The sequence below is a fragment of the Paenibacillus sp. PastM-3 genome (genome assembly GCF_029893965.1).
Lineage (GTDB): Bacteria > Bacillota > Bacilli > Paenibacillales > Paenibacillaceae > Paenibacillus_AQ.
On sequence record NZ_JARXXP010000013.1, the window covers coordinates 156,108 to 178,647 of the forward strand.

Annotated in this window: 17 protein-coding genes, 1 pseudogene and 1 other annotated feature; of the genes and pseudogenes, 4 read left to right on the forward strand and 14 right to left on the reverse strand. The window is 52.1% G+C overall.

Features of this window, described 5'->3' with window-relative positions:
• Positions 1 to 32 precede the first annotated feature (32 nt).
• The 5 genes from M2108_RS18795 to M2108_RS18815 form a co-directional block, all read right to left on the reverse strand.
• On the reverse strand, positions 33 to 335 hold the full coding sequence (locus M2108_RS18795) for an Fpa/YlaN family protein (RefSeq protein ID WP_068727580.1): 303 nt from the start codon (positions 333 to 335) through the stop codon (positions 33 to 35).
• Between the two features lie 148 nt (positions 336 to 483).
• Positions 484 to 729, reverse strand: a complete 246-nt coding sequence (locus M2108_RS18800; protein ID WP_039872573.1) for an HPr family phosphocarrier protein — start codon at positions 727 to 729, stop codon at positions 484 to 486.
• A 114-nt stretch (positions 730 to 843) separates the two neighbouring features.
• Positions 844 to 1,959 (reverse strand): aminopeptidase, encoded by a 1,116-nt coding sequence (locus M2108_RS18805; protein WP_277470783.1) that lies wholly within the window; start codon positions 1,957 to 1,959, stop codon positions 844 to 846.
• A 94-nt stretch (positions 1,960 to 2,053) separates the two neighbouring features.
• Positions 2,054 to 2,899, reverse strand: coding sequence for a hypothetical protein (locus M2108_RS18810; protein ID WP_277506284.1), 846 nt, complete (start codon positions 2,897 to 2,899; stop codon positions 2,054 to 2,056).
• Between the two features lie 159 nt (positions 2,900 to 3,058).
• Positions 3,059 to 5,062, reverse strand: a complete 2,004-nt coding sequence (locus tag M2108_RS18815; RefSeq protein ID WP_280777145.1) for a sensor domain-containing diguanylate cyclase — start codon at positions 5,060 to 5,062, stop codon at positions 3,059 to 3,061.
• A 392-nt stretch (positions 5,063 to 5,454) separates the two neighbouring features.
• Here M2108_RS18815 and rpsD point away from each other — a divergent pair, with 392 nt between their 5' ends.
• Positions 5,455 to 6,054, forward strand: a complete 600-nt coding sequence (rpsD, locus tag M2108_RS18820; protein WP_277470780.1) for a 30S ribosomal protein S4 — start codon at positions 5,455 to 5,457, stop codon at positions 6,052 to 6,054.
• A gap of 51 nt (positions 6,055 to 6,105) precedes the next feature.
• On the opposite strand, the pseudogene tyrS reads toward rpsD, so the two are convergent.
• A pseudogene (gene tyrS, locus M2108_RS18825) lies at positions 6,106 to 7,114 on the reverse strand (tyrosine--tRNA ligase).
• Positions 7,115 to 7,173: 59 nt separating this feature from the next.
• Positions 7,174 to 7,430 (reverse strand) — a binding site (T-box leader).
• A 138-nt stretch (positions 7,431 to 7,568) separates the two neighbouring features.
• Between tyrS and M2108_RS18830 the strand changes: the two are divergent.
• A complete protein-coding gene (locus tag M2108_RS18830) occupies positions 7,569 to 10,502 on the forward strand; it encodes a transglycosylase domain-containing protein (protein ID WP_277470779.1) in 2,934 nt (977 codons plus the stop codon).
• 73 nt (positions 10,503 to 10,575) lie between these two features.
• On the opposite strand, the gene acsA is transcribed toward M2108_RS18830, so the two are convergent.
• Positions 10,576 to 12,297, reverse strand: coding sequence for an acetate--CoA ligase (gene acsA, locus M2108_RS18835; RefSeq protein WP_277470778.1), 1,722 nt, complete (start codon positions 12,295 to 12,297; stop codon positions 10,576 to 10,578).
• 161 nt (positions 12,298 to 12,458) lie between these two features.
• On the opposite strand from acsA, the gene M2108_RS18840 reads away from it, so the two are divergent.
• Positions 12,459 to 13,091 carry a GNAT family N-acetyltransferase gene (locus tag M2108_RS18840; RefSeq protein ID WP_277470777.1) on the forward strand — a complete coding sequence of 211 codons (633 nt, stop codon included), beginning with the start codon at positions 12,459 to 12,461 and terminating at the stop codon, positions 13,089 to 13,091.
• Positions 13,092 to 13,102: 11 nt separating this feature from the next.
• Here M2108_RS18840 and M2108_RS18845 read toward each other — a convergent pair whose 3' ends face one another.
• The 3 genes from M2108_RS18845 to M2108_RS18855 form a co-directional block, all read right to left on the reverse strand.
• Positions 13,103 to 13,804, reverse strand: coding sequence for a 5'-methylthioadenosine/adenosylhomocysteine nucleosidase (locus tag M2108_RS18845; protein ID WP_277470776.1), 702 nt, complete (start codon positions 13,802 to 13,804; stop codon positions 13,103 to 13,105).
• A 108-nt stretch (positions 13,805 to 13,912) separates the two neighbouring features.
• Positions 13,913 to 14,923, reverse strand: coding sequence for a catabolite control protein A (ccpA, locus tag M2108_RS18850; RefSeq protein ID WP_277470775.1), 1,011 nt, complete (start codon positions 14,921 to 14,923; stop codon positions 13,913 to 13,915).
• 274 nt (positions 14,924 to 15,197) lie between these two features.
• On the reverse strand, positions 15,198 to 15,650 hold the full coding sequence (locus M2108_RS18855; RefSeq protein ID WP_280777146.1) for a hypothetical protein: 453 nt from the start codon (positions 15,648 to 15,650) through the stop codon (positions 15,198 to 15,200).
• Between the two features lie 207 nt (positions 15,651 to 15,857).
• Here M2108_RS18855 and M2108_RS18860 point away from each other — a divergent pair, with 207 nt between their 5' ends.
• A complete protein-coding gene (locus M2108_RS18860) occupies positions 15,858 to 16,382 on the forward strand; it encodes a type 1 glutamine amidotransferase domain-containing protein (RefSeq protein WP_277470773.1) in 525 nt (174 codons plus the stop codon).
• A 92-nt stretch (positions 16,383 to 16,474) separates the two neighbouring features.
• On the opposite strand, the gene M2108_RS18865 is transcribed toward M2108_RS18860, so the two are convergent.
• The 4 genes from M2108_RS18865 to M2108_RS18880 form a co-directional block, all read right to left on the reverse strand.
• The gene (locus M2108_RS18865; RefSeq protein WP_277470772.1) at positions 16,475 to 17,881 is read right to left on the reverse strand and encodes a hypothetical protein; all 1,407 of its coding nucleotides are present in this window, start codon (positions 17,879 to 17,881) and stop codon (positions 16,475 to 16,477) included.
• Entirely contained in the window at positions 17,868 to 18,404 is a 537-nt protein-coding gene (locus M2108_RS18870; protein WP_277470771.1) for a sigma-70 family RNA polymerase sigma factor, read from the reverse strand. The genes M2108_RS18865 and M2108_RS18870 overlap by 14 nt, the downstream gene beginning before the upstream one ends.
• Before the next feature lie 193 nt (positions 18,405 to 18,597).
• The gene (gene ptsP / locus M2108_RS18875; protein ID WP_277470770.1) at positions 18,598 to 20,355 is read right to left on the reverse strand and encodes a phosphoenolpyruvate--protein phosphotransferase; all 1,758 of its coding nucleotides are present in this window, start codon (positions 20,353 to 20,355) and stop codon (positions 18,598 to 18,600) included.
• Complete coding sequence (locus tag M2108_RS18880) at positions 20,352 to 22,235, reverse strand: glucose PTS transporter subunit IIA (protein ID WP_277470769.1); 1,884 nt, start codon at positions 22,233 to 22,235, stop codon at positions 20,352 to 20,354. The genes ptsP and M2108_RS18880 overlap by 4 nt, the downstream gene beginning before the upstream one ends.
• Positions 22,236 to 22,540: the final 305 nt, after the last annotated feature.

Genomic DNA, 22,540 nt, shown 5'->3' on the forward strand with positions numbered 1-22,540 from the left:
GTGCGTTTTTATGAACAGATGGAAGCCTCAGCCTAATTCCCGCGCTCTTCCGCCTTCTTGTTCAGCGCCTCGTACAGCACAGCCAGATTACGCTCCAGCTCACTGAGTACCTGCTTACCTGTATACTCCGGTACAAGCCCCGCCCTGACCGCAAAATCAACCTCTCTGGAGAAGCCGTACATCTGGGTATCCAGCACTTCCTCATAGAGAGGGCAGTAACGAGTCGCCAGATTCTCCATCTGCACTTCGATGAGCTTCTGAATTTTATCGGCATCTTCTTGTAGAAGAGTAATTGCTTTAAGATTAAGCTGTTCCTGCAAATCCGATGAAGTCATGCATTTTCCCCCCCATGTCCAAAAGTTACAGCTGTTACTGCTATTTAGTTTAATATTAGTCGAAATTGAGATTCAATACAAGAATTCAGTTTCGCGACTGCAAAAAAACGCCCTGCCGCATAGGCAGGACGTCTTTGAGGCTGATAGATTACTCAGCAACAACAGTAAAATTCAGACCGTGCTTGGAAAAAACTTCGCTCATTGCTTTCTTTGCTTCTTCGGCATCAGTGCCGTGAACATGAAGTTCGTAGCTTTGACTGGAAACCAGAGTTGTAAACAACCCAAGGATGCTCTTGACGTCAATGTACTTGTTGTCCGCCTGAAGGACGATTGATGAGTTGAACTGGCTTGCCGTTTGGGCAATATCCACGATTGCCGCATTGTTACTGGACATAGGAATCCCTCCGCAACTTGATTAGAAAAACTTAGTTCGCTTGTTGATTTGTAACCAATTCCATGATACCTTGAATCCGCTTACTCGCGCAAGGTGTTTTCTGTTGATTACATTTTATTTCAGGTTTTCAGGATTCAGACCAATAAGCTCCGGAATCACGAAAATTCCATCCTTGCGGATCAGCACGTCATCAAAATAAATCTCCCCGCCGCCGTACTCGGGACGCTGGATCAGCACAAGATCCCAGTGGATGGAGGAGCGGTTGCCGTTGTCAGTCACTTCATAAGCCTGCCCCGGAGTAAAGTGAAGGCTGCCGGCGATTTTCTCATCGAACAGAATATCCTTCATCGGGTGCAGGATGTACGGATTGAAGCCGATTGCGAATTCACCGATATGGCGCGCGCCGTCGTCGGAATCAAGAATTTCGTTAAGGCGGGCGGTATCATTGCTGGTCGCTTCCACGATTTTTCCGTTCTCAAAGCGGAATTTCACATTTTCAAAAGTGATGCCGTTGTACAGCGTGGCCGCGTTATAGCTGATCGTTCCGTTAACGGAATCGCGGACAGGGGCGCTGTAGACTTCACCGTCAGGGATATTTTTCTGTCCGGAGCATTTCTCCGCACCGATTCCCTTGATCGAGAAGGTGAGCTCCGTTCCGGGACCTGTGATCCGCACCTTGTCTGTCTTCCGCATAAGCTCTGCAAGGGCATCCTGGGCTTTGTCCATCTTGGCATAATCCAGGTTGCATACTTCAAAGTAGAAGTCTTCAAAAGCTTCAGTGGTGGTGTTGGCCAGCTGAGCCATGCTCGCGTTAGGATAACGCAGAACTACCCATTTGGTATGCTTGACACGCTGCTCACTATGTACCGGATGAGAATACAGGGAATTGTACAGCTTCATATTTTCTTCCGGCACATCAGCCAGATCGTTGACATTCTCGCCGGCACGGATACCGATATAGCAATCCATCTGCTTCATGCGGTTCAGGTCGATCTCAGCCCAGGTTTTGATCCCTTCCGGGGTTGCATATTTAAGCATGCTGCGCAGGACGGTGCGGTCAGTCAGCTGGACAAAGGCATGGCCTCCGGCTTTGCCGACCTCCTCCACAACAGCTTTGATCAAATCTCGTTCACTGCCGATCATCTCGACCAGCACATTTTCGCCAGGCTGTACGTCTACGGAATACCCTACAAGGTTTGCCGCCAGCTTTTGAATTCTTGGATCCTTCATCCTGCTCTCTTCCTTCCTCTTACATAAAAATGGCATACCGTTCTATTGTAGCACGCCCTCTACTCAGCGCAAGCCTTCTGTGCCCGGTAACATTCTATTGATAGCCGTAAAAATCCACCTTGGTCACATACGCTTCCCCGGCTGCGGGATCTCTCATCCCCGGATAACGGATGGTCCGCGTCCAGGTCAATCTCTTGGGCAGGCTGTGTCTGGTATCCACCTTCATAAAATAGACGGAGGTCACTTCAGCTTCATCTATCCGCTGTTCAAGCTCCTTGGACTTCTGTGTCCAAAGCGCATTCATCGCTTCCTTGACCTCAGCAGTCTGCCCTGCAGATTCAGCGTCTGACTCCTGCCGGATTGCCTGCATTTCCCGTTCCAGCTCCTCGGACAGCTGCCGCTTGGCTGCATCAGGACTTAACCTGATCCGCAGCACCCGGGTCCCGCCGGAAGAACCGGACTCCTCAGTCACCTGCGTGTCCGGCTTCTGCAGCTCCTCCAGCTGCTGCAGGGGGTTGAGGCCGGCAAGCCTGCCGGCTTCACCGGATTGCTGAGGCTGCCATTCCCCGTTCTTCTTCTCCAGCTTTGTATACAGAGCAGGAGTTGACGCCTTGCTGCCGCCTAACTTTTCCATGCTGCCTTCCTCCGAAGCCGTCCTGATCTCTCCCGCCTCATCCGGAAGCAGGGAATACAGGCTGATCCGGTTATGGTCCTGCACTTTGCCTCCATAATACAGGGCAGACTCCGGTACCGGCTTCCCCGCTATCAGCAGTGCCGCCGAGCCTTCAAACGTAACGGCATCCTTTCCGTCCATTCCGGCCAGAGCCAGATTCAACTCCTCCGCGGCCGGCTTGCCGCCGGATACAGTGCAGCCGCTGAGCAGCAGCATAGCCAGCACCGCCGAAACTCTTCGCTTATAAGACAAGACACGTATTATCATGGCACTCATGCCTTTCCTGATCGGTTTTCTTTCTAGGTTCTCCTTCAATAACAGGCTTATGCAGAAAGCAGAGTCCGGGGTTTAACATGGAAGCTGACTCCGTTACTTTAGTAGGGACCCCGTTCTTATCAAAAAAAAAGAACCCTTTGGGCTGGCAGCCTAAGGATTCTTTATGCTTACATCTGAATTTTTACCGTCAATGACTACCAGGTTCCGCCCGTTGTTCTTTGCCTCATAAAGCGCCATATCCGCCCTGTAAAAGAGCGATTCTACGCTTATCCGCTCATCCGTCCAGCTCCATTCGGCGATTCCGCAGGATACAGTGACACGAGGCTCCGTCTCGCCCATCACCCGCTTGCGGATCCGTTCAGCCACGAACTGGGCCTGCTGGATTCCAAGCTGCGGCAAATAAACCGCGAGCTCCTCACCGCCCCACCTCGCTGCTATATCACCTTGCCGGATGGAAGATTTGACAATTTCACTGACCTGCTTCAGAATTTTGTCACCCTTCTGGTGACCGTATGTATCGTTTACCATCTTGAACTGGTCGATGTCCACTACTACCAGTGTTCCGCAGAAGTCTTTTGTCTGCCGCTCCTTGATCTCTTCATCCAGGTAGTGACGGGCGTACAGGCCGGTCAGGCTATCCCGGTTCGCCAGATAGCGGACCTCAGCATGCAGGCGGGCATTGCCGACAGCCAGTCCGATGTGGCCGGCCATCGCCTGCAGCAGACGGAAGCTGTCATAGGAGAAATAATGCGGCTCGCGGTGGGTCAGCATAATTGCGCCCCGGATCTCTCCGCCCACATTCAGCGGAGTTGCAATCACCGACTGCGACTCCGTTGCGGTCATAAGCCTTGAAGAAACGCCTGCGGTATTTCTATATTCTGATAATATAAGCGGCTCTCCCAGTGCATACACCTGCCCGCCCAGTCCCTTTCCTGTTTCGATAATCTCTCCGCGCAGTGGCGGAAAGTTGCAGGCGATCGCTTCTAGCCCGCCCTTCTCTTCATTAAGGTGCAGTATACAGCAGTAATCGGCGCCGAACATCTCCAGCAGCTCTTCAAAGGCGTATTGAAAAATATCCCCGAGACGCAGACTCTGGTTGAGGCGCTGGGTCAGCTCACTCATCATGCGCAGCTCGCGGATCAGCTGGTTTGAGCGCTCATACAGCTTGGCGTTCTCGAAGGCTGTTCCTGCAGTATCGGCAATCATGGTCAGAAAACGGAGATCTACATCCGGGAAGGATGGCTTGTCCAGCATCATATGAAATACGCCGTATATCCCCTGCTTGCCGCCCAGCGGCAGGCCGATCTCTACAGAATTATTATCACGCCCGGCATGCAGAGTCACGCGCCCGTCCTTGAAGGCCTTGGCGCAGACATCGTCCTGGCCCCAGCGCAGCGGCAGCGGTTTGACCTGCGGGTGGGTGCTGCGGTGATCCTGCGACATGAACAGCTCCAGCCGCGCACCAGGATACATCGCAGAAATGCTGTCGATCACCTCGGTCAGCACAGCGTTGACGTCAATATTGTCGTGCATCCGCTGGACGATCTGGAACAACAGGGAGCGGCGGCTGCTTTCACGCTCGGCATGCTGGTGGACGCCTGCCAGATCAGAGACAAATACATGCTCGAACCTGCGGTAAAAGCAGGTCTGGTAATGTATCGCCATCGCTTCCGCCGTATGCCGTCCGCCCAGTTCGTATTGCTCAGCCGGCATTGCACAGCCAAGCAGGGCGAAGATTTCACCTTTGCTTCTGGTAAACACAGGGATCACCAGCAGCTGCATCCCGGAACTGTCCGCCGGAACTTCTGCGGCGAATGTAACAGGCTCCCGTGAGTCCAGGCTGCCGGCTGCGCCTTTTTCCCACTCTGCTCTCCAGAGCCCGCTCTGCGCACCGGTTCCGTCAGCCGCTTCAATCCATTTTCCTTTATAGTTAAGCACACACCAATCCCACAGCTTCGCAAACGGAGGTACATTCAGCCCCCGCCATTCTCTGAAACTCTCTGCAAGCAACTGGCCTGCGTACGGGAAATCGTAGGATACGATATCCGTCTCCCTCAGCCACGCGGCGGGATCACCTGGGTCTCCGCTTGATTGCATTGTGTCCTGCAACAGCATACGTGTATCTTTCTGAACGCATGCTTCCTGTTCCGACATAACTAGGATCCCCTTTACATCTCAAATTAAAATATATCCGATAACATCTAATTAGCTATATTTTACTCCCTTTCTTCCTGTAATGCATTATATTTTCCTAAAACCCGGGATTTTTTTTAGGACCAAAGAACTAACGACAAAGATAGACAAAATCTTATAAAAGAAGAACTTGACTTTGCCTGTTGTTTTCATATAATATTTATTGTTGAACAAGACTGATAAGAAGTCTTACTTGGGCGTAACGTTGTGTCACCCTCACGCATCCCGTTACTGCCAGGGCAGCGGCTGAACTTCCCCGGCAGAGTGAAACCAAATACACGCTTTCACGAAGACGGTTGCGGCACAAATAGGCCCTACCATGAAATTTCAATTATAAAGGAGTCTACTTTAATATGGCACGTTACACCGGACCTAAATTCAAACTCAGCCGCCGTCTGGGCATTTCCCTTAGCGGTACAGGCAAAGACCTGAAACGCCCTTTCCCTCCGGGACAGCACGGCGCTAACCAACGCAGAAAAGTAAGTAATTACGGAATGCAGCTTTTGGAAAAACAAAAACTCCGTCACATGTACGGTTTGGGCGAGAAGCAATTCCGCACTTTGTTCTCCAAAGCTCAAAAGATCCAGGGTATCGCGGGCGAAAACTTCATGTTCCTGCTCGAAAGCCGTCTGGATAACCTCGTTTACCGTCTTGGATTTGCTAACTCCCGTGCAGGCGCACGTCAGCTGGTAGCCCATGGCCACGTAACCGTTAACGGCAAAAAAGTCGACATCGCTTCTTACCGTGTAAGCGTAGGCGATGTAATTGGTCTTCGCGAAAGAAGCCGTTCCATGAAGTCCATCAAGGAAGCTCTGGAAAACCGCAATCACCTTCCAGCTTACCTGGAATATGCTGATGCAGCATTCGAAGGCAAATATGTTCGTTTGCCGGAACGCGCTGAGCTGTCCCAAGATATCGATGAAAAGCAAATCGTCGAGTTCTACAACCGTTAAGATTGGTTCGATCAAAGCCTCCGGTTCCCCGGAGGCTTTTTTTGTTGTCTTTTACATCAGATTCAGCCTGGCGAACCTGCGCTTCCCTAACTGAATGATATCCCCATCCTGCGGAGTGACCTCTACAGCCTGTTCCTCCAGCTTCATTCCGTTCAGCTTCACTGCCCCCTGCCGGATGCTGCGTCTGGCCTCACTATTCGTCTCTGCAAAACCAAGCAGCGTCAGCAGCCTAACCAGCTTGAGGGTACCGTTCTCCAGCTCTGCGGCAGCAAGGCTATAGCTCTCTATCTCCTCCGGCAGCGCACGCTGCTGAAACACTGTAACAAAATGCTGCTGTGCGGACTCTGCCGCCTCTGCCCCATGGTACATCCGGACCAGCGTATGGGCCAGACGCATCTTCACATCCCGCGGATTGCAGGGTACGGCCCATAAGGATATTGAACTTCTGGTCAGTGCCGCCGATCTCGATATCCGTCCTGCTCACCACCGAATCCATTCCCTGCATAAGCGGGTAGAAGAACTCATGCACGCTGATCGCCTGCCCGGCCTGGAACCGCTTGGTGAAATCATCCCGCTCCATCATCCGCGCCACCGTCACTTTTGCCGCCAGATTGACAACCTCCGCAAAGTCCATGGGGCTTAGCCAATCCGAATTGAGCAGCAGCCTGGTTTTATCAGGATCAAGAATTTTGAAAATCTGCTGCCTGTAGGTAGCCGCATTACGCTGCACTTCGTCCCTGCTGAGCTGTTTACGTGTCTCCGATTTGCCCGTAGGGTCCCCAATCATTCCGGTAAAATCCCCGATAATCAGCTGCACCTGATGACCGGACTGCTGAAACTGGCGCAGCTTGTGCAGAACAACGGTATGCCCGATATGAATATCGGGTGCCGACGGATCAAGCCCCAGCTTAATGTTGAGCGGCACCCCCGTTCCCACTGACTTCACCAGCTTGCTTTTCAGTTCCTCCACCGGCACAATTTCCGCTGCACCGCGAACGGCTATTTCCAGCTGGCGCTCCACCTCCTGCTGCTGCGCAGGGGTCAAATCTTCCCATTTCATACCCATGTCCTCCTTCAAATTGTCTCAGTTGAATGCAAAAAGAGCCGTCTGCTCATCCCCAAAGGGACGAGCAGACGGCTCGCGGTACCACCCTAATTAAAGATCCCCGCCATGAGAGAGGCAGCAGCAGATCCTTCACTTCATTATCATAACGGGTATGCCCCGGTTCCGGACTACTGGCAGGCCTCCTGTGCACCTGTGTTCCTCCGGACAGCTCCGGACTGTAATTCAAAGGGGCCTGCTGCCGGTTCGCACCACCCACCGGCTCTCTGAAACACATGGCTTGTCTTCTACTGATGTCCTTCAACGCTTTTGTCCGTATCCAATTGAGTAATTTTATACCATGAAAGGATTCTAAAAGTCAACAGTGCCTTAAACTTACTTTCCGGCAGAAGCGCATTCAAAACCGGCAAATTGTGCTATAATAGTTCCGTTAAAAGGAGGATTATCGTCGATGGTTGAGGAGAAAAAGAAGAAGACCGCAAAACAGCGTCCCCCGCGCAGATCCTGGCTCCGCAGGTTCGGTTCAGTCGTAAAATGGGTGTTTATACTCGGCATCCTGGGCCTTCTGTTTGCCGGCGGTGCCGTGGCAGGCTATGTCACTTCCATTGTAAAGGACGACCCTGTACGCTCCGAGGAATTGATTCAGCAGCAGGTTAGCCAGAACGCCATCACCGGCTTTGCTTATTTCCGTGACGGACAGCCGATTGGCCAGCTCCGTACCGAAGAAGACCGCAGGCTTATTGAATTTAATGATATTCCACAGCTGGTGATCGATGCCGTTCTCGCCATTGAGGACAACAATTTCTACGAGCATGTAGGAATTGATTTCAGCAGCACCCTGCGTGCCGTCAAGCAGAAGCTGCTTAACGAGTCCTTCCAGACCGGGGGCAGTACCCTGACCCAGCAGCTGGCCAGACGTGTATTTCTTAACCTTGACCGTACAGAGGACCGCAAGGTCAAGGAAATTCTGCTGTCGCTGCGCCTGGAGCGATTTTTATCCAAACAGGAAATCCTTACAGCCTACCTTAACAAGGTTCCCTTCGGAAACGGCTCCAACGGCTACAATGTTTACGGTATCAAGGCAGCTGCCAAAGGAATATTCGGGCTGGATGATCTCGACAAGCTCAATGTCGCTCAAGCTGCTTACCTGGCCGGGCTTCCCCAGCTTCCCTCCAAGTATTCCGCCTTCAACGGCGTAGGTGAATTCAATGAGACGGCCTTCGGCCGGGCCATGGAGCGCCAGAAGCTTGTGCTGCGCCGGATGCTTGAAGAGAACAAAATCACGACAACACAATACAATGAAGCGCTGCAGTTTGATATCCAGGCTTCTCTGGCTCCGCATACGAAGAAAGCTTATGCCACCTTCCCTTACCTGATGCTGGAAACAGAGCGCAAGGCAGCGGAAATTCTGCTGTCCATCAATGAGGATAAGTACGTTACAGAGAGCACGGAGGGTGCTGAAGGTTCAACAGCCTCCGGCAACGACACTGTCCTGCTTGAGGAAGCCCGTCAGCAGCTGATGACCGGCGGTTACCGCGTATACACCACAATTGACAAAAAAGTATACAGCGCCATGCACAGCATTTCGGAAGACAGTGATAATTTTACGAAGGACAGCGAAACAAGAGGCAAGGAACAAACGGCCGGTATGCTGATCGACAACAAGACCGGGGCGATCCTTGGAATGATCGAGGGCCGTGATTTTAATATTGAACAGATGAACTATGCCACACAGATGATCCGTCAGCCGGGTTCAACCATGAAACCGATCGCTGCCTATCTGCCTGCGCTCGACAGCGGTTTGATCCAGCCGGCCAGCATCCTGGACGATGCCCCGATTATCCTAAAGGACGGGACCAAGGGCTTTCACATTCCGAAGAATGCCAACAACCGCTATCAGGGGCTTGTTACAGCCCGCTACGCGCTTAACAAATCGCTTAATCTGCCGGCTCTGAAGCTGTTTAACGACAAGGTCGGTATTGAAGAATCCTGGGCGTTCACCAAGAAGCTGGGGATAACCACTATTCAGGATGATGATTATTATGCGCAGACCGGGGTTATCGGCGGTCTCCGTTACGGGGTATCCGTTGAGGAATTAACCAACGCCTATTCTTCAATCGGCAACAACGGAGCTTTTAATGATGCCTACATGATTGAGAAGATCGTCGATTCCCAGGGCAAAATCATTTACCAGCATAAAGTGAATCCGGAGCAGGTGTTCTCCGAGCAGACTGCTTATCTGATGACAGACATGCTGCGGACCGTCATTACAGAGGGTACGGCTTCCACCGTAAAAAGCACCTACAAGCACTTCAAGGAAGTGCCGATAGTCGGCAAAACCGGTTCCACACAAAATTATGGTGATGTCTGGTTCATGGGTTATACACCTGATGTAACACTCGGCATGTGGGTCGGCTACAAGGAGCAGATTAATACGCTACAGGGCGATACCCAGAAGCGGCAGGCCCAGACGCTGTGGGCCAAGGTCATGAACGCCGTAATCGACAAGCAGCCGGATCTGTTTGTAACCAAGGAGTTCGCCCAGCCTGAAGGGATAGTCAAGAAGACGGTCTCGGCTTACAGCGGCAAGCTGCCGACTGATCTGACCGATAAGTTTACTACAGACCTGTTTAATGCCAAATATGTGCCGCAGGACAGTGATGACGGCATCTCCAAAGCCAAATACATTACCTACAACGGTGTGAACTACCTTCCGCTCGAAGGCACACCTGACGATTTCCTTAAGGAGAAGATCGTTGTCAAGCGGGAGAAGCCGATTCAGGATCTCATCAAGGAGCTGCTGGCAGCCTTCGAGGGAATGAAAGAGCATGAATCGCTGCAGTATTATCTGCCTGCGGATGCCAAAACCGACTTCCCGACCGAGGTTGACCCGCGTGTAGACGATGGGACGGCTCCGTCACCTCCCGGTAATGTCAGTGTCTCCTACAGTACAGGCAAGGCTGTCATTGCTTTTGCAGCAAGCGGCTCACCGGATGTAGTAGGCTACCGCCTGTACCGTTCACTGAACGGAGGCGCCTTCCAGAAGCAGGCGGTCATTTCCGCAGGCGAGAGCACCGTCTTTAAACCGGGCACACCGCAGAATGTCAACGCCACCTTCTATGTCACAGCTGTGGACGTAGCCGGGCATGAGACAGCTTCAGGCAGTATTGCCGGAGGCGCTGCCCCGACACCAGAGCCGACGCCAACCCCGGAGATCCTTCCGGGAGCAGAGGCTACACCTGAAGGCAGTCTGCCGCCTGACGGCACTGTAGAAGATCCCGGCATGATTATCATTCAGCCGCCGGGCGCTGAAGAAGTACCGACCGGCGGCGTTAACAACGCTGCCGGCGGCAACAGCAATGCCGGCTCCGGCAATGCCCAATAAGTTATAGAACACAAAGAAACACCGGTTCCCGCTGAATGCAGGAACCGGTGTTTCTTTGTGCCTTCCTATCACGTTAATCCTCAATGGTGGAGAGGTCGCCTGCCGGAAGCTGCAGCTCCCAGGCCTTCAGCACGCGGCGCATAATTTTGCCGGAACGGGTTTTGGGCAGCTTCTCCTTAAACTCAATTTCACGGGGCGCAGCATGCGCAGACAGCCCTGCTTTGACAAAGGCTGCAATCTCATCCTTCAGCTCTGCAGTCGCTGTATAACCCTCTCTGAGCGATATAAAAGCCTTTATAATCTCCCCCCGCAGCAAATCGGGCTTCCCGATAACCCCTGCCTCAGCCACGGCAGGGTGCTCTACCAGCTTGCTCTCCACCTCAAAGGGGCCAATGCGCTCCCCTGAGGAATTGATTACATCATCGATCCGGCCCTGAAACCAGAAATATCCGTCCTCGTCCATATAAGCAGAGTCACCGGAGATGTACCAGCCGGGGATCCGGAAGTATTCATCGTACTTAGCCTGGTTGTTCCAGATCTTCGCCATCATGGAAGGCCAGGGCGTACGTATCGCCAGATTTCCCATCGAATAAGGCGGCAGCTCATTCCCCCTGTCATCGAGAATGGCTGCCTCAATGCCGGGCAGCGGGCGTCCCATGGACCCCGGCTTAATATCCATCCCGGGATAGTTGCAGATCAGCTGGGCGCCGGTTTCAGTCATCCACCACGTATCATGAATACGCTGCCGGTAGACTTTATCGCCCCAGCGCACCACCTCCGGATTCAGCGGCTCCCCTACAGACAGCACATGCCTGAGGCTGCCCAGATCGATTCCGGCAAGGCTGTTCTCCCCTGCACCCATCAGCATGCGGAATGCTGTAGGCGCACTGTACCAGACGGTGACAGCGAAGCGCTCAATCGTTCTGTACCAGTCTCCCGGACTGAAGCGCCCGCCCCGCACCACATTGGCAACACCGTTCAGCCAGGGCGCGAAAATTCCGTAAGAGGTGCCGGTGACCCATCCGGGGTCTGCGGTACACCAGTAGATATCATCCGGCCGCAAATCCAGCACAATTTTGCCTGTATAATAATGCTGGATCATCGCTCTCTGTGCATGATAGACCCCTTTGGGCTTGCCGGTAGAACCGGAGGTATAATGCATAATAAGGCCATCTTCCAGGGTAAGCCATTCCGGCTCAAGTTCCGCCTTCGCTGCCGCCATCTCCGCCTCATAGCTGATGATTCCCTGCTCCTCTACGGCTCCGCCAACTACTATAATATGCCGGAGTGCAGGCAGCTCCTCCCGTCTCACCCGTTTCAGCAGCTCCGGTGTAGTCACCAGAGCAACCGCACCGCTATCCTCCAGCCGGTCTTTTACAGCTGTCTCCATAAACGCCTCGAACAGCGGCCCTGCTACCGCCCCAACCCTGAGGACACCGAGCAGACTGAAATACAGTTCCGGGCTGCGCGGCATAAAAATAAAAACACGCTCTCCCTTGCCCACGCCGTATTTTCGCAGAACATTACCAAAACGGCTGGAGTGTTCCTGCAGGTCGGAGAAGGTGTACCGCTCTTCCCTGGAGAGATCGCTGTAGATCAAGGCAGTGGCCGCACCCCGTCCTTCCGAGACATGGCGGTCAATCGCTTCATGGGCCATATTCACCTTGCCGGTGTGATACCAGGAGAAAGTCCGCTCTACATCCTCCCACCGGAATTGCTGCACTGCCAGGGTATAATCGCGCAAATTAGCATGTTCTACACGGCCCGGCAAAATTTCATTGTGGACTTGCCCCATTACTCTTGCCTCCCCTGCTGGATTGATTTAAGCTTGAAAAGCGGGACTTCAACACCCCGCCAACTGTCAATACAATAATTGTGAATATTTTATGTCGGAATCAGTATAACACAGTAAGCGATTACATTCCATAATTTAGTTAGACGGAAGGAGCCCGGTACATGGAGCACTGCAAAATCCCAGTCTCACACACCCTCCTGCATAACATAAGCCTAATCACCGTGAGCGGCCCTGTGTCTTCAAGCTTTTTGCACAGTCTCACTATTCATCCCGATCTTGATGCCTTCCGCAAACCGCATGAGCAGCTGGTGGCCCTTATAGAAATCAGCGAATTGTCTGAAGGCCGGGTTATTGCCGCCGTCTGTAACCAGATCCTGGTTGGTTATGTCACTTTTCATTATCCGGATGAGCTGGAGCTGTGGTCACAGGCAAATATGCCGGATCTGATTGAACTGGGGGCAATAGAGGTAGCCAATGGTTACAGGGGAAGCGGGCTTGGCAGACTGATGCTTGCCGCCGCTTTTGAGCGGGAACAGCTGGAGAATTGTATTGTGTTCACTACAGAATACTACTGGCACTGGGACCTTAAAGGCAGCGGGCTGGATGTATGGGCCTACCGGAACATGATGGAAAAGCTGATGAAATCCGTAGGGATGGTCTGGTACGCCACCGATGATCCGGAGATTTGTTCACATCCGGCCAACTGCCTGATGGTCCGGATCGGCAAGAGGGTGCCATTGTCCTCCCAGGAGACCTTTGACAGGGTCCGCTTCAGGCAGCGTTTTATGTATTAGCCGATTAATCTTTACAGCTCCGGCGCCTTCAGCATATATTCGAGAATGGCATGGGAGCACCGTGCTGCTGTGACCGTAAATTCATTATAGCTCACATGAGCTGAGCCGTCGGCTTTATCCGACATGGAACGGATGATGACAAACGGAGCTTCATTCATATAACAGACCTGGGCAACAGCCGCCCCCTCCATCTCTGCACAAGCGCCGTTCAGATCACGGTATAGCGCTTCCACTGCTTCACTGCTGGCGATGAATTGATCCCCTGAAAGCACAATACCTGTTACAAAATGCTGCTTAAGCTCTTTACAGGCCTGCTCGGCCAGCTTCACCAGTTTCTCGTCTGCAGTAAAGACAGATACCTCCTGATAAGGAATAACCCCCTTAGGGTAGCCGAGCGCCGTCACATCCATATCATGCTGAATACAGGCCGAGGAAATGACGATATCGCCGATGTCAAGAAGCGGATGAACCGCACCGGCCACTCCGGTAAAGAGCACCTTGGATACACCAAACGTATCCAGCAGAATTTGCGTTGTGACTGCCGCATTCACTTTGCCCACCCCTGATCTGCAGAGAACCGCCCTTCTGCCGAAAACATCGCCGGAATAGTATGTAACCCCTGCCTTGACTGAAGTCCGCTTGTTGTCCATGCTGCTGAGCAGCAGCTCAATCTCCTCATCCATCGCGCCTATTAATCCGATAACCTCACTCAATCGATATTCCTCCGTTACCTCCGCTGTCGCGGGAATCTGAAACCATTACACCCCGGGCAACATAAAAAGCTCCCGAAGGAGCTTTCTACGTACCTTTATAAAAGATTGTTACTTGTTCACGTGATTGACAGAGAGGCGGAGAATTGTCTCATGCGGCAGAATAACCCGCGGATTCTCAACGGTCTCCTTCTTCATCAGCTTGGTCAAAAGTCTCATCGCAACCGCACCCAGGTCATACATCGGCTGAGCTACAGTAGTCAGCAGCGGACGAACCATGGAAGCCATGCGGATGTTGTCAACACTCATAATCGAGAAGTCATCAGGAACCTTCAGACCTTCATCCTGAATGCTGTGGATGGCGCCAATCGCCATTTCATCTGTTGCAGCAAAGATGGCAGTCGGCTTCTTCTTGAGTCCGAGGAAGTACTTCATCGCTTCGACACCGGATTCGTAACGGTAGTTACCGATGCGCACCAGATCTTCCTGATACTCAATTCCAGCCGCTTCCAGCGCCTTCTTGTAGCCTTGGAACCGCGCATAGCCGTTAGCCGGATCCTGCAGCGTTCCGCTGATCATCGCAATTTCACGGTGCCCGTGACGGATAAGCGTGTTCACCGCATCAAAAGCCGCATTCTCATGGTCGATATCAACCGAAGGATAGGTGCCCTTCTCGTCGCGGGTTGCGCAAAGCACGATTGGAACAGCCGAGGTCTGGAATGCCTGGATATGCTCATCCGTTACCGTACCGCCCATAAAGAGCAGCCCGTCAACCTGTTTCTCCAGAAGCGTATTGATAACACGGATTTCCTTCTCTTTGCGTTTGTCCGCATTACACAAAATAATATTGTAATGATACATGTTCGCGATATCCTCAATCCCGCGGGCAATTTCCGCAAAAATCGAGTTGGAGATATCGGGAATGACAACCCCTACGGTTGTCGTTTTCTTGCTGGCAAGACCTCTCGCCACGGCATTTGGACGATAGCCCAAACGTTCAATTGCTTCAAATACTTTCTTCCGGGTCTGCGGCTTCACGTTAGGGTTATTATTCACAACCCGTGATACCGTAGCCATAGATACGCCTGCTTCGCGAGCTACATCGTAAATGGTTACCGTCAAATTACTCTCTCCATTGCGATAAATTTTATCGTTCGACTAATTAAAATTATGATACGACACTTTGTACAATTGTGCAATGATAACGCTTCATTTTCCTTTCAAATTTCTTTCAATGTTAAAAAAGTCCTGTGAAAGGATGAAGTTTTTGTCTATAAACCGCAAATACAGCGCGTTCAACCTGCACAAATTATGAACCTGTTACTATGGTAACAAAAAGTCCGTGAAAAATCCAACATTCGTGAAAAATTTTCATCATTTTTGCAGAAAAAACTTTTCATTTCGCGTTTTCTGCCGATTTTACTGCCAATTGCGCCAGTCTGCTTCCGGTTTCTTCCATCCATTTTACATCAGCAAGCTCGATAGCCAGCCGGTAAACATCAAGCAGGACATCAATCCGGGCCTCAGCGGCTTCTCGGATGCTCTCCTCCAGTTCACTGAACCCCCCGGGAAATTCGCCTGCACTGAAGACCTCCTTAAGCACACTCGCCCACTCATTCCGTTCAGCAAAAGATAGCCGCCGCCCCGGAATGACATTCTCCAGTTCGCCGATCAGTCTGCCCAGCTCCCTCTTAATGGATGGCAACGGTTCATAACGGGCGCAGACACCGCACGTATAGACAGGGACGTGAGTGATTTTGATCTTTGCGCTGTAAATCAGGGTGTGCATATGTATGGTCATGGTTCCACCGCAGCTGCATGACTTTTTAACAACGTTATCTTTTAACATCTCCTACACCTCAGGCTGAAAAAATTAAAAAACACAGAAACCTGCCTTTTCAAAGCTATATTCGACTTCCGGCATCCAAACTCCTTCCGATTTGCATTAAATGATTTATTTGGCAATAAAGCAAAGTAATGTTTATGCAAAGATGACTTCATATTTCAAATTTGATAGAATGAACAGGATATCGAGATCCGAAGGGAGCTGCTGACAATGAGATTATCAAGTAAAAAAGTGATCGCACTGGTGGATGATGAATTCGAGGATCTGGAGCTCTGGTATCCGGTATACCGGGTGCGCGAGGAAGGCGCCGAGGTCCATCTGGCCGGACTTGAGAAGGGTAAAACCTATATCGGCAAATACGGTGTACCCGCAACAGCCGAATATTCCTGGGATGATCTGAGCGCAGCCGATTACGACGGTATTCTTGTGCCCGGAGGCTGGGCACCCGATAAAATCCGCCGCTACAGTGCCGTACTGAAGCTGGTTCAGGATTTCAACACGGCCAAAAAGCCGATCGGCCAGATCTGCCATGCCGGCTGGGTACTGATCTCCGCCAAAATCCTGGACGGGGTAACCGTTACCTCTACACCAGGCATTCGCGACGACATGGAGAATGCTGGAGCTATCTGGAAGGATGAAGCTGTAGTGACTGACGGACACATCATATCCGCCCGCCGCCCGCCTGACCTTCCTCCATACGGCAAAGCCTTCTGCGATGCGCTGGCCGGGGAATAAGCGGACGATACGTTTATTTTCAAGCATGACAAACAAGCCCTGCCTCATCATCTCCTGAGGTCCAGGGCTTGTTCCGTTTCTTTGTCCGGCAGTCAGTCACGGATTTCGAGCGATACCTTCTGGTTAATCGGGGCCGGATAACTGGTTATAGTAAATATCAGCGGCTGGGCGTACTTATTGCTGCCTAGTCCCATATAATCCAGCACAGGGACCGACTTCTGGTCGGCTGACGCCTGATACGGCGGAATATCATACAGATTAGCGGTTGAATGAATCTGGCCTTTGGAATCGGTAAACTCAGTATCCAGCATTAAAGCGTTATAGAACCTTTTCTTCCCCGGTGCTGTGTTATGTTTCAGAATCATCGTTGTTCCTCTTTCGGCCGTATACAGGGACATAGTTAAGTTATTGTCGGGAGCTTTGATGATCTGCTGCTGTTCCGTATCAATAACCAGTTTAAGGGCATCCTTATCCAGCGCCAAAATGCCGTCGAGCTGAAATTGAAGCGGCTGGCTGGAACGGCTGTCATTCCCGAATACCAGCATCTCCTTGCCTTCAACCACCACCGTGCGGACTGGACTCATACTTGAAAAAATACCGTTGCCGCCCAACAAAAACCGCGGATAAATCATGGAAAAGATTTGTTTGCTGTTTTGCTCATTGTAAACGGGTTCCAGATAAATCCCGGTCGCAGAAGTATACACTTCGTTGATTAAGATTTCCTGCCCGCCGACTGTCAGCGTTTTGTTAACGGTGTGGACCTCGCCTGACTTGGCCATCTTCCCTTTATCCAGTGTGATAGGGACAGACAGCGCCGCCAGCGGTTTTTCTCCGGAAGCTTGAGAAACCGGCCTGCTCTCACCAAGATTCAATTCAAGGGTGATTTCGTCAGGCAGTGAATCAAACCCTTCAGCCCACTGTAATATTTCATAATTTAGAGTCGTACCGGTTGGTACATCCGTGTTATTTAAAGCCCAGCCATACCGGTAGTTTACCGGTGAGTTACTTTTGCCTTCCAGCTGCAGATTATCCACACGTGCTTTTTGACCGGTATTATTTTGCAGGGAATACAAGATCATAATACCCTTGCGGTCTGCGGCAATTCCGTCTACCTTAAGTACAAACCCGTTCTGCTCAGCCGTTACACCGCTAACCCGCTCAATCAATCCTGCTTCAATGGCTGAGGATACGGTAGTATCATTTATTGCCTTCCAGAGATAAGGTGTAAACGCCTCATTCATCTGTGATGGAGCTGATAAGTTCTGTAGTTCCAGCGCCTCCGGCTGCTTACCGATCCAGGGAACTGCGAACAGCGCCGCAGCAGCTAATACTACTGCTGCACTTACCGAAAACCTCTTACGTGCTGATGTCCGGTTTCGGGCCGGGCCTGATATGCCGCTGCGTATTGCCGCATTCATTTTAACATGCGGTATATCCTCCAATTCCCTTGATATTCCGTCAAAATACTCCTTTAACAGCCTTTCCTCACTGCCAGCCATTTGCCGCTCCCCCTTTCATTTTGTTACGCAGCTGTTTAAGCCCCTTGTTCAGCCAGGTTTTGACTGTTCCTTCCGGCTTGTCCAGCACTTCGGCAATCTCTGTTAACGTCATGTCGCGGTAGTATTTCAGCACAAGCACCTGGCGGTATTTCAGCTTCACGCTATCCAGCGCCTGCTCCATATCCAGCTTCCGGTCACTGGTCAATACCATGACAACCCCGCCGCTTTCATCCGGTGTTTTTACCGGAACCAGCCGTTTTCTCCGCTTCATTTCATCGTTGCAGCAGTTAACCATTATCCGTGTTATCCAGGGTGCAAATTTCCCGGGATCTTTAAGGCTTTTCCGCTTGCTCCAGGCCCGGTACGTTGCTTCCTGCAGCATCTCAAGTGCATCCGCTTCACTGCGGAAATAGCTGTAGGCTATCCCGTAAAGGATCCTTTTCTGTCCGGATACAAGGCTGATAAAGGCCTGAGCCTCCTCTTTGGCCTGCTGGACATGTTCAACCTCCATCAGATTTTCCATTCTCCGCTATCCTAACCTCCTTTGTTTGCAGCTTCAAAAGCTTCTTTTGTACTTCTATCTATACTGACTTCCGGAGCCCGGAAACGGTTTTACTTTTTTTTCTAATGCTTTTATGTGTACCCTGTAACGCAAAAAGTCCGGCGTATTGCGCCGGACCCTGCAATTCAGCGAACCTGTTATTCGCTGGTTTTCACTATGATGTCTTTTCTTTTATAACTTCTGCCGCCGTAGCTCCCCGTCCGGCAAATGCGCCAAGTACTTCTTCCGTCTCCAGGCTTGTCTTGTAGCGGAAGCAGGCTTTTGCCGTCTCTCTGGCCTCGGACGCTATGGTATTAAGGGTTCTGTGCTTCACACGCAGCAGCGCCTGCGGCGACATGCTGAGATTGCTGATTCCGAGCTCCAGCCAGAGCGGCAGTGAACGTTCATCCGCCGCCAGCTCGCCGCAGACGCTGATATCAATACCGGCGCTGCGTGCCGCCTGCACAGTCATCCGGATCATGCGCAGCACCGCCGGATGGTAAGGGTGGTACATATGGGCGATCTGCTCGTTCATCCGGTCCACGGCCAGCACATACTGCACCAGATCGTTGGTGCCGATGCTGAAGAAATCGACTTCCTCAGCCAGGAGGTCGGCAATCATAACAGCTGCCGGAACCTCAATCATGATGCCGACCGGAATGTTGGCGTTATAAGGAATACCCCGTTGATCCAGATCCTGCTTCACTTCGTTCAATACGGCCTTGGCCGCCTGAACCTCTTCTACAGAAGAAATCATCGGGAACATAATTTTGACATTGCCGTAATGGCTGGCCCGCAGGATTGCTGTTAGCTGGGTTTTGAACAAATCCGTCCGGTCCAGACTGATGCGGATGGCGCGATAGCCAAGGAACGGGTTCTGTTCTTCCGGAAGCTGGAAATAATCAAGATGCTTGTCTCCCCCGACGTCCAGCGTGCGGATAACCACCGTGCTGCTGCCAACCTTCTCGGCGACCAGCTTATAAACCTCAAACTGCTCTTCCTCTGTCGGGAAGGAATGCCGGTCCATGTACAGGAATTCTGTACGGAACAGGCCGACTCCCTCCGCACCGTACTTCAGCGCCATATCCAGCTCTTTGACGGAGCTGATATTACCGGCCAGATGCAGATTTACGCCGTCCTTCGTAACAGCTTCAACGGTAGCGAGCAGCTCAAGCTGTTCCTTTTTGCGCTGCTGCTTATCGCGTCTTGCGGCATATAACTGTATCGTGGCTTCATCCGGATGCAGCTGTACAATGCCGGTATCCCCGTCCATCGCCAGCATGTCGCCGGTCTGGATCGGATTGCTGATTTTGTTCTCAAGGCCCGCAACCAGCGGGATCCCGAGCGCCCGGGCCATGATCGAGGAATGTGAAGTTTTGCCGCCCATCATGGTGACAATCCCCAGTACGTACACCGGATTCAGGTGGGCCAGCTGGGACGGAGACAACTCCTTCGCCACCAGAATGTAGGGCTGTGTATCAGAAGGCAAAGTTACCTCCGGAGCGCCCAGCAGATGCTTAAGCAGCCGGTTGCCGACATCCTTGATGTCTACCGCCCGCTCCTTCATATATTCATCGTCCAGCAGATCGAACATGGCCACAAAATGATCGATAGCTTCCTTTACCGCCACTTCGGCTGCCTTATACTGGCGTTCAATAATACCGCGGATTTCACTCATAAACACCGGATCATCCAGAATGGCCAGATGGGCATCAAAAATGCTGGATTCCTCCGGCCCGACGACCTCGCGGAATTCTTTTTTGATAAATTCAATCTCATCCTTAGAGGTGCGGATTCCTTCATATAACCGCTCAAATTCCTGGGCCAGATCAACCGGATTCACTTGCGTGTCCGGCAGGCTCCATTCCCAGTTAGGCAGGACAAAGGCCTTCCCGATAGCTACACCTGCTGCAGCGCCTATGCCTTGAATCATGCTTCCACCCCTCCAACACTTTCATGTAATACCACGGACATTACCGAAGACTGCCCCTTTTTAACATTTTTGAATGGAGCATAGCTCCACGATTTGACACGGTCAGGATTGGTGATAACCATCGGCGTTGCCAGCGAAGCGGCATGCTCCTGCAGGTAAGCCAGATCGAACCGGACGAGCAGCTGCCCCGGCTCCACGCTGTCGCCTTCCTGTACAAGCGCCTCAAACGGCCCCTTGAGCTGGGATGTATCGATCCCGATATGCATCAGCACCTCAAGCCCCTCGGGCGTAGAAATGCCAATTGCGTGCATTGTAGGGTACACGTGCATCACCTTGCCGAATACGGGCGAGACCAGCTCTCCTTTTTCCGGATAAAAAGCCACCCCGTCGCCAACCAGCTTTGCGGCAAAAATATGGTCAGGCACTTCCTCAATCGGCATCATCTTGCCCTGGATCGGGGCACAGAACAGTACCTGCGGCAGATCGCGCAGCATCAGCTTGTCGATTTCCTCGCGGATCAGCTCGGAATAGGTTCCGAATACCACCTGCACGTTGCCGCCGCCAAGCTTAATAATGCCCGCAGAGCCGAGGCCCTTGAGCGCTGATGTATCTATATATCGGTCATTGTGCACGGTTAATCTTAGCCTTGTGATGCAGGCCTGCACCTGGACGATGTTTTCTTTGCCGCCCAGCGCCTCCAGAATCAGCGGAGCCTGATAAGGTATATTACCCGCCCAGTCGCCAAGCTCAGAGCCTTCTTCGCGTCCCGGAGTCGGAATCTGGAAGCGGCGGATCGCCCAGCGGAACAGATTATAATAAACAACCGCGTAGCCTATGCCGATCGGAATCAGCAGCCAGGCACGTTGGGAAAGATGCATATTCAGGAAGAAGTCAATCGCTCCCGCCGAATACGAGAACCCGTGATGGATGTCCAGCAGATAGGTCAGCACCATAGCCAGACCCGACATTACCACATGCACGGCGAACAGATACGGGGACGCAAACAGGAACGCAAATTCGATCTGCTCCGACACCCCGGTCAAAAAGCAGACCAGCGCGGCACGCAAAAAAGTCTTCTTGATCTTAGGCTTCAGATCCTCACGCGCTTCCTGGATGATGGCCAGTGCAATTGCCGGGAGCGCAAACATCATAATCGGAAACAGCCCGGCCATAAACACGCCTGCAGTCGGGTCACCCGCAAAAAAACGCGGCAAATCCCCCTGCACGACTGCACTGCCGTCAGGAGTAGTAAAGCTGCCAAGCTGAAACCAGAACACGTTATTCAGGATATGATGGAGCCCGAAGGCTGTAAGCACCCTGTACAGTACCCCGTATACGAACACGCCGTACCCGCCAGCAGACTGTATATTGCGGAACAGATGATCAAGCACATCCTGCAGCAGCGGCGAAACGCCGAGCATTACCCAGGCAAACAGGGCGGAGAACAGGCCCATGAACAGGAGCACAAACCGCGACCCGCCAAAAAACTGGATCGCCTCCGGAAGCTTGATATTTTTAAATTTGTTATGCGCCACACCGGCGACAATCCCGAGAATAATTCCGATGAGTGTTGCAGGCTGAACCGTTCCGTCGCCCATATTGGAAACAATCCGGTCATAGGTGAACATTCCCGCTAATGCTGCAAGACCGGCCGGCCCGGCCTGATTGGACAGCCCCCAGGCAACGCCCACAGCAAATAAATAAGGCATGAAATAAAATATTCCCTGCCCCGCGTATGTAGTCACTTCAGATACCGAAGAAAGTCCCCATGCAGACCACGGCAAGCTGCCCAGACTCAGCAGAATAGCTGCAGCCGGTAACACCATGGTAGGAAGCATTATGGCTCTGCCCAACTGCTGCAGTGATCCGAGCCAATTCAAGGTGACCCTCTCCTTTCGTTCTATGCTAAATGGTAAGCGCTCCAGCAGTTTTTGTCAAAAAGAATACGCAACTCCTAGAATACCACGCGGGGCGGGAGGATGGGAAGTTTTATCTGGCTGTCCGGGTCTGCCGGACAGTTACTTTTGTTGCTTTAAGATGCCCCAGCTCACCAGCTGCTACAGCCAACTCTACTCAGCAATCAACCAGCCACCAGCCACCAGCCACCAGCCACCAGCCACCAGCCACCAGCCACCAGCCACCAGCCACCAGCCACCAGCCACCAGCCACCAGCCACCAGCCACCA

Coding starts and splice junctions, on each gene's coding strand:
- M2108_RS18870 (WP_277470771.1), bottom strand. CDS start 18,404: ATGGAAAATCTGATGGAGGTTGAACATGTCCAGCAGGCCAAAGAGGAG.
- rpsD (WP_277470780.1), top strand. CDS start 5,455: ATGGCACGTTACACCGGACCTAAATTCAAACTCAGCCGCCGTCTGGGC.
- M2108_RS18830 (WP_277470779.1), top strand. CDS start 7,569: ATGGTTGAGGAGAAAAAGAAGAAGACCGCAAAACAGCGTCCCCCGCGC.
- M2108_RS18860 (WP_277470773.1), top strand. CDS start 15,858: ATGAGATTATCAAGTAAAAAAGTGATCGCACTGGTGGATGATGAATTC.
- M2108_RS18840 (WP_277470777.1), top strand. CDS start 12,459: ATGGAGCACTGCAAAATCCCAGTCTCACACACCCTCCTGCATAACATA.
- M2108_RS18805 (WP_277470783.1), bottom strand. CDS start 1,959: ATGAAGGATCCAAGAATTCAAAAGCTGGCGGCAAACCTTGTAGGGTAT.
- M2108_RS18795 (WP_068727580.1), bottom strand. CDS start 335: ATGACTTCATCGGATTTGCAGGAACAGCTTAATCTTAAAGCAATTACT.
- M2108_RS18855 (WP_280777146.1), bottom strand. CDS start 15,650: ATGTTAAAAGATAACGTTGTTAAAAAGTCATGCAGCTGCGGTGGAACC.
- acsA (WP_277470778.1), bottom strand. CDS start 12,297: ATGGGGCAAGTCCACAATGAAATTTTGCCGGGCCGTGTAGAACATGCT.
- M2108_RS18865 (WP_277470772.1), bottom strand. CDS start 17,881: ATGGCTGGCAGTGAGGAAAGGCTGTTAAAGGAGTATTTTGACGGAATA.
- ptsP (WP_277470770.1), bottom strand. CDS start 20,355: ATGATTCAAGGCATAGGCGCTGCAGCAGGTGTAGCTATCGGGAAGGCC.
- M2108_RS18800 (WP_039872573.1), bottom strand. CDS start 729: ATGTCCAGTAACAATGCGGCAATCGTGGATATTGCCCAAACGGCAAGC.
- M2108_RS18810 (WP_277506284.1), bottom strand. CDS start 2,899: ATGATAATACGTGTCTTGTCTTATAAGCGAAGAGTTTCGGCGGTGCTG.
- M2108_RS18815 (WP_280777145.1), bottom strand. CDS start 5,062: ATGTCGGAACAGGAAGCATGCGTTCAGAAAGATACACGTATGCTGTTG.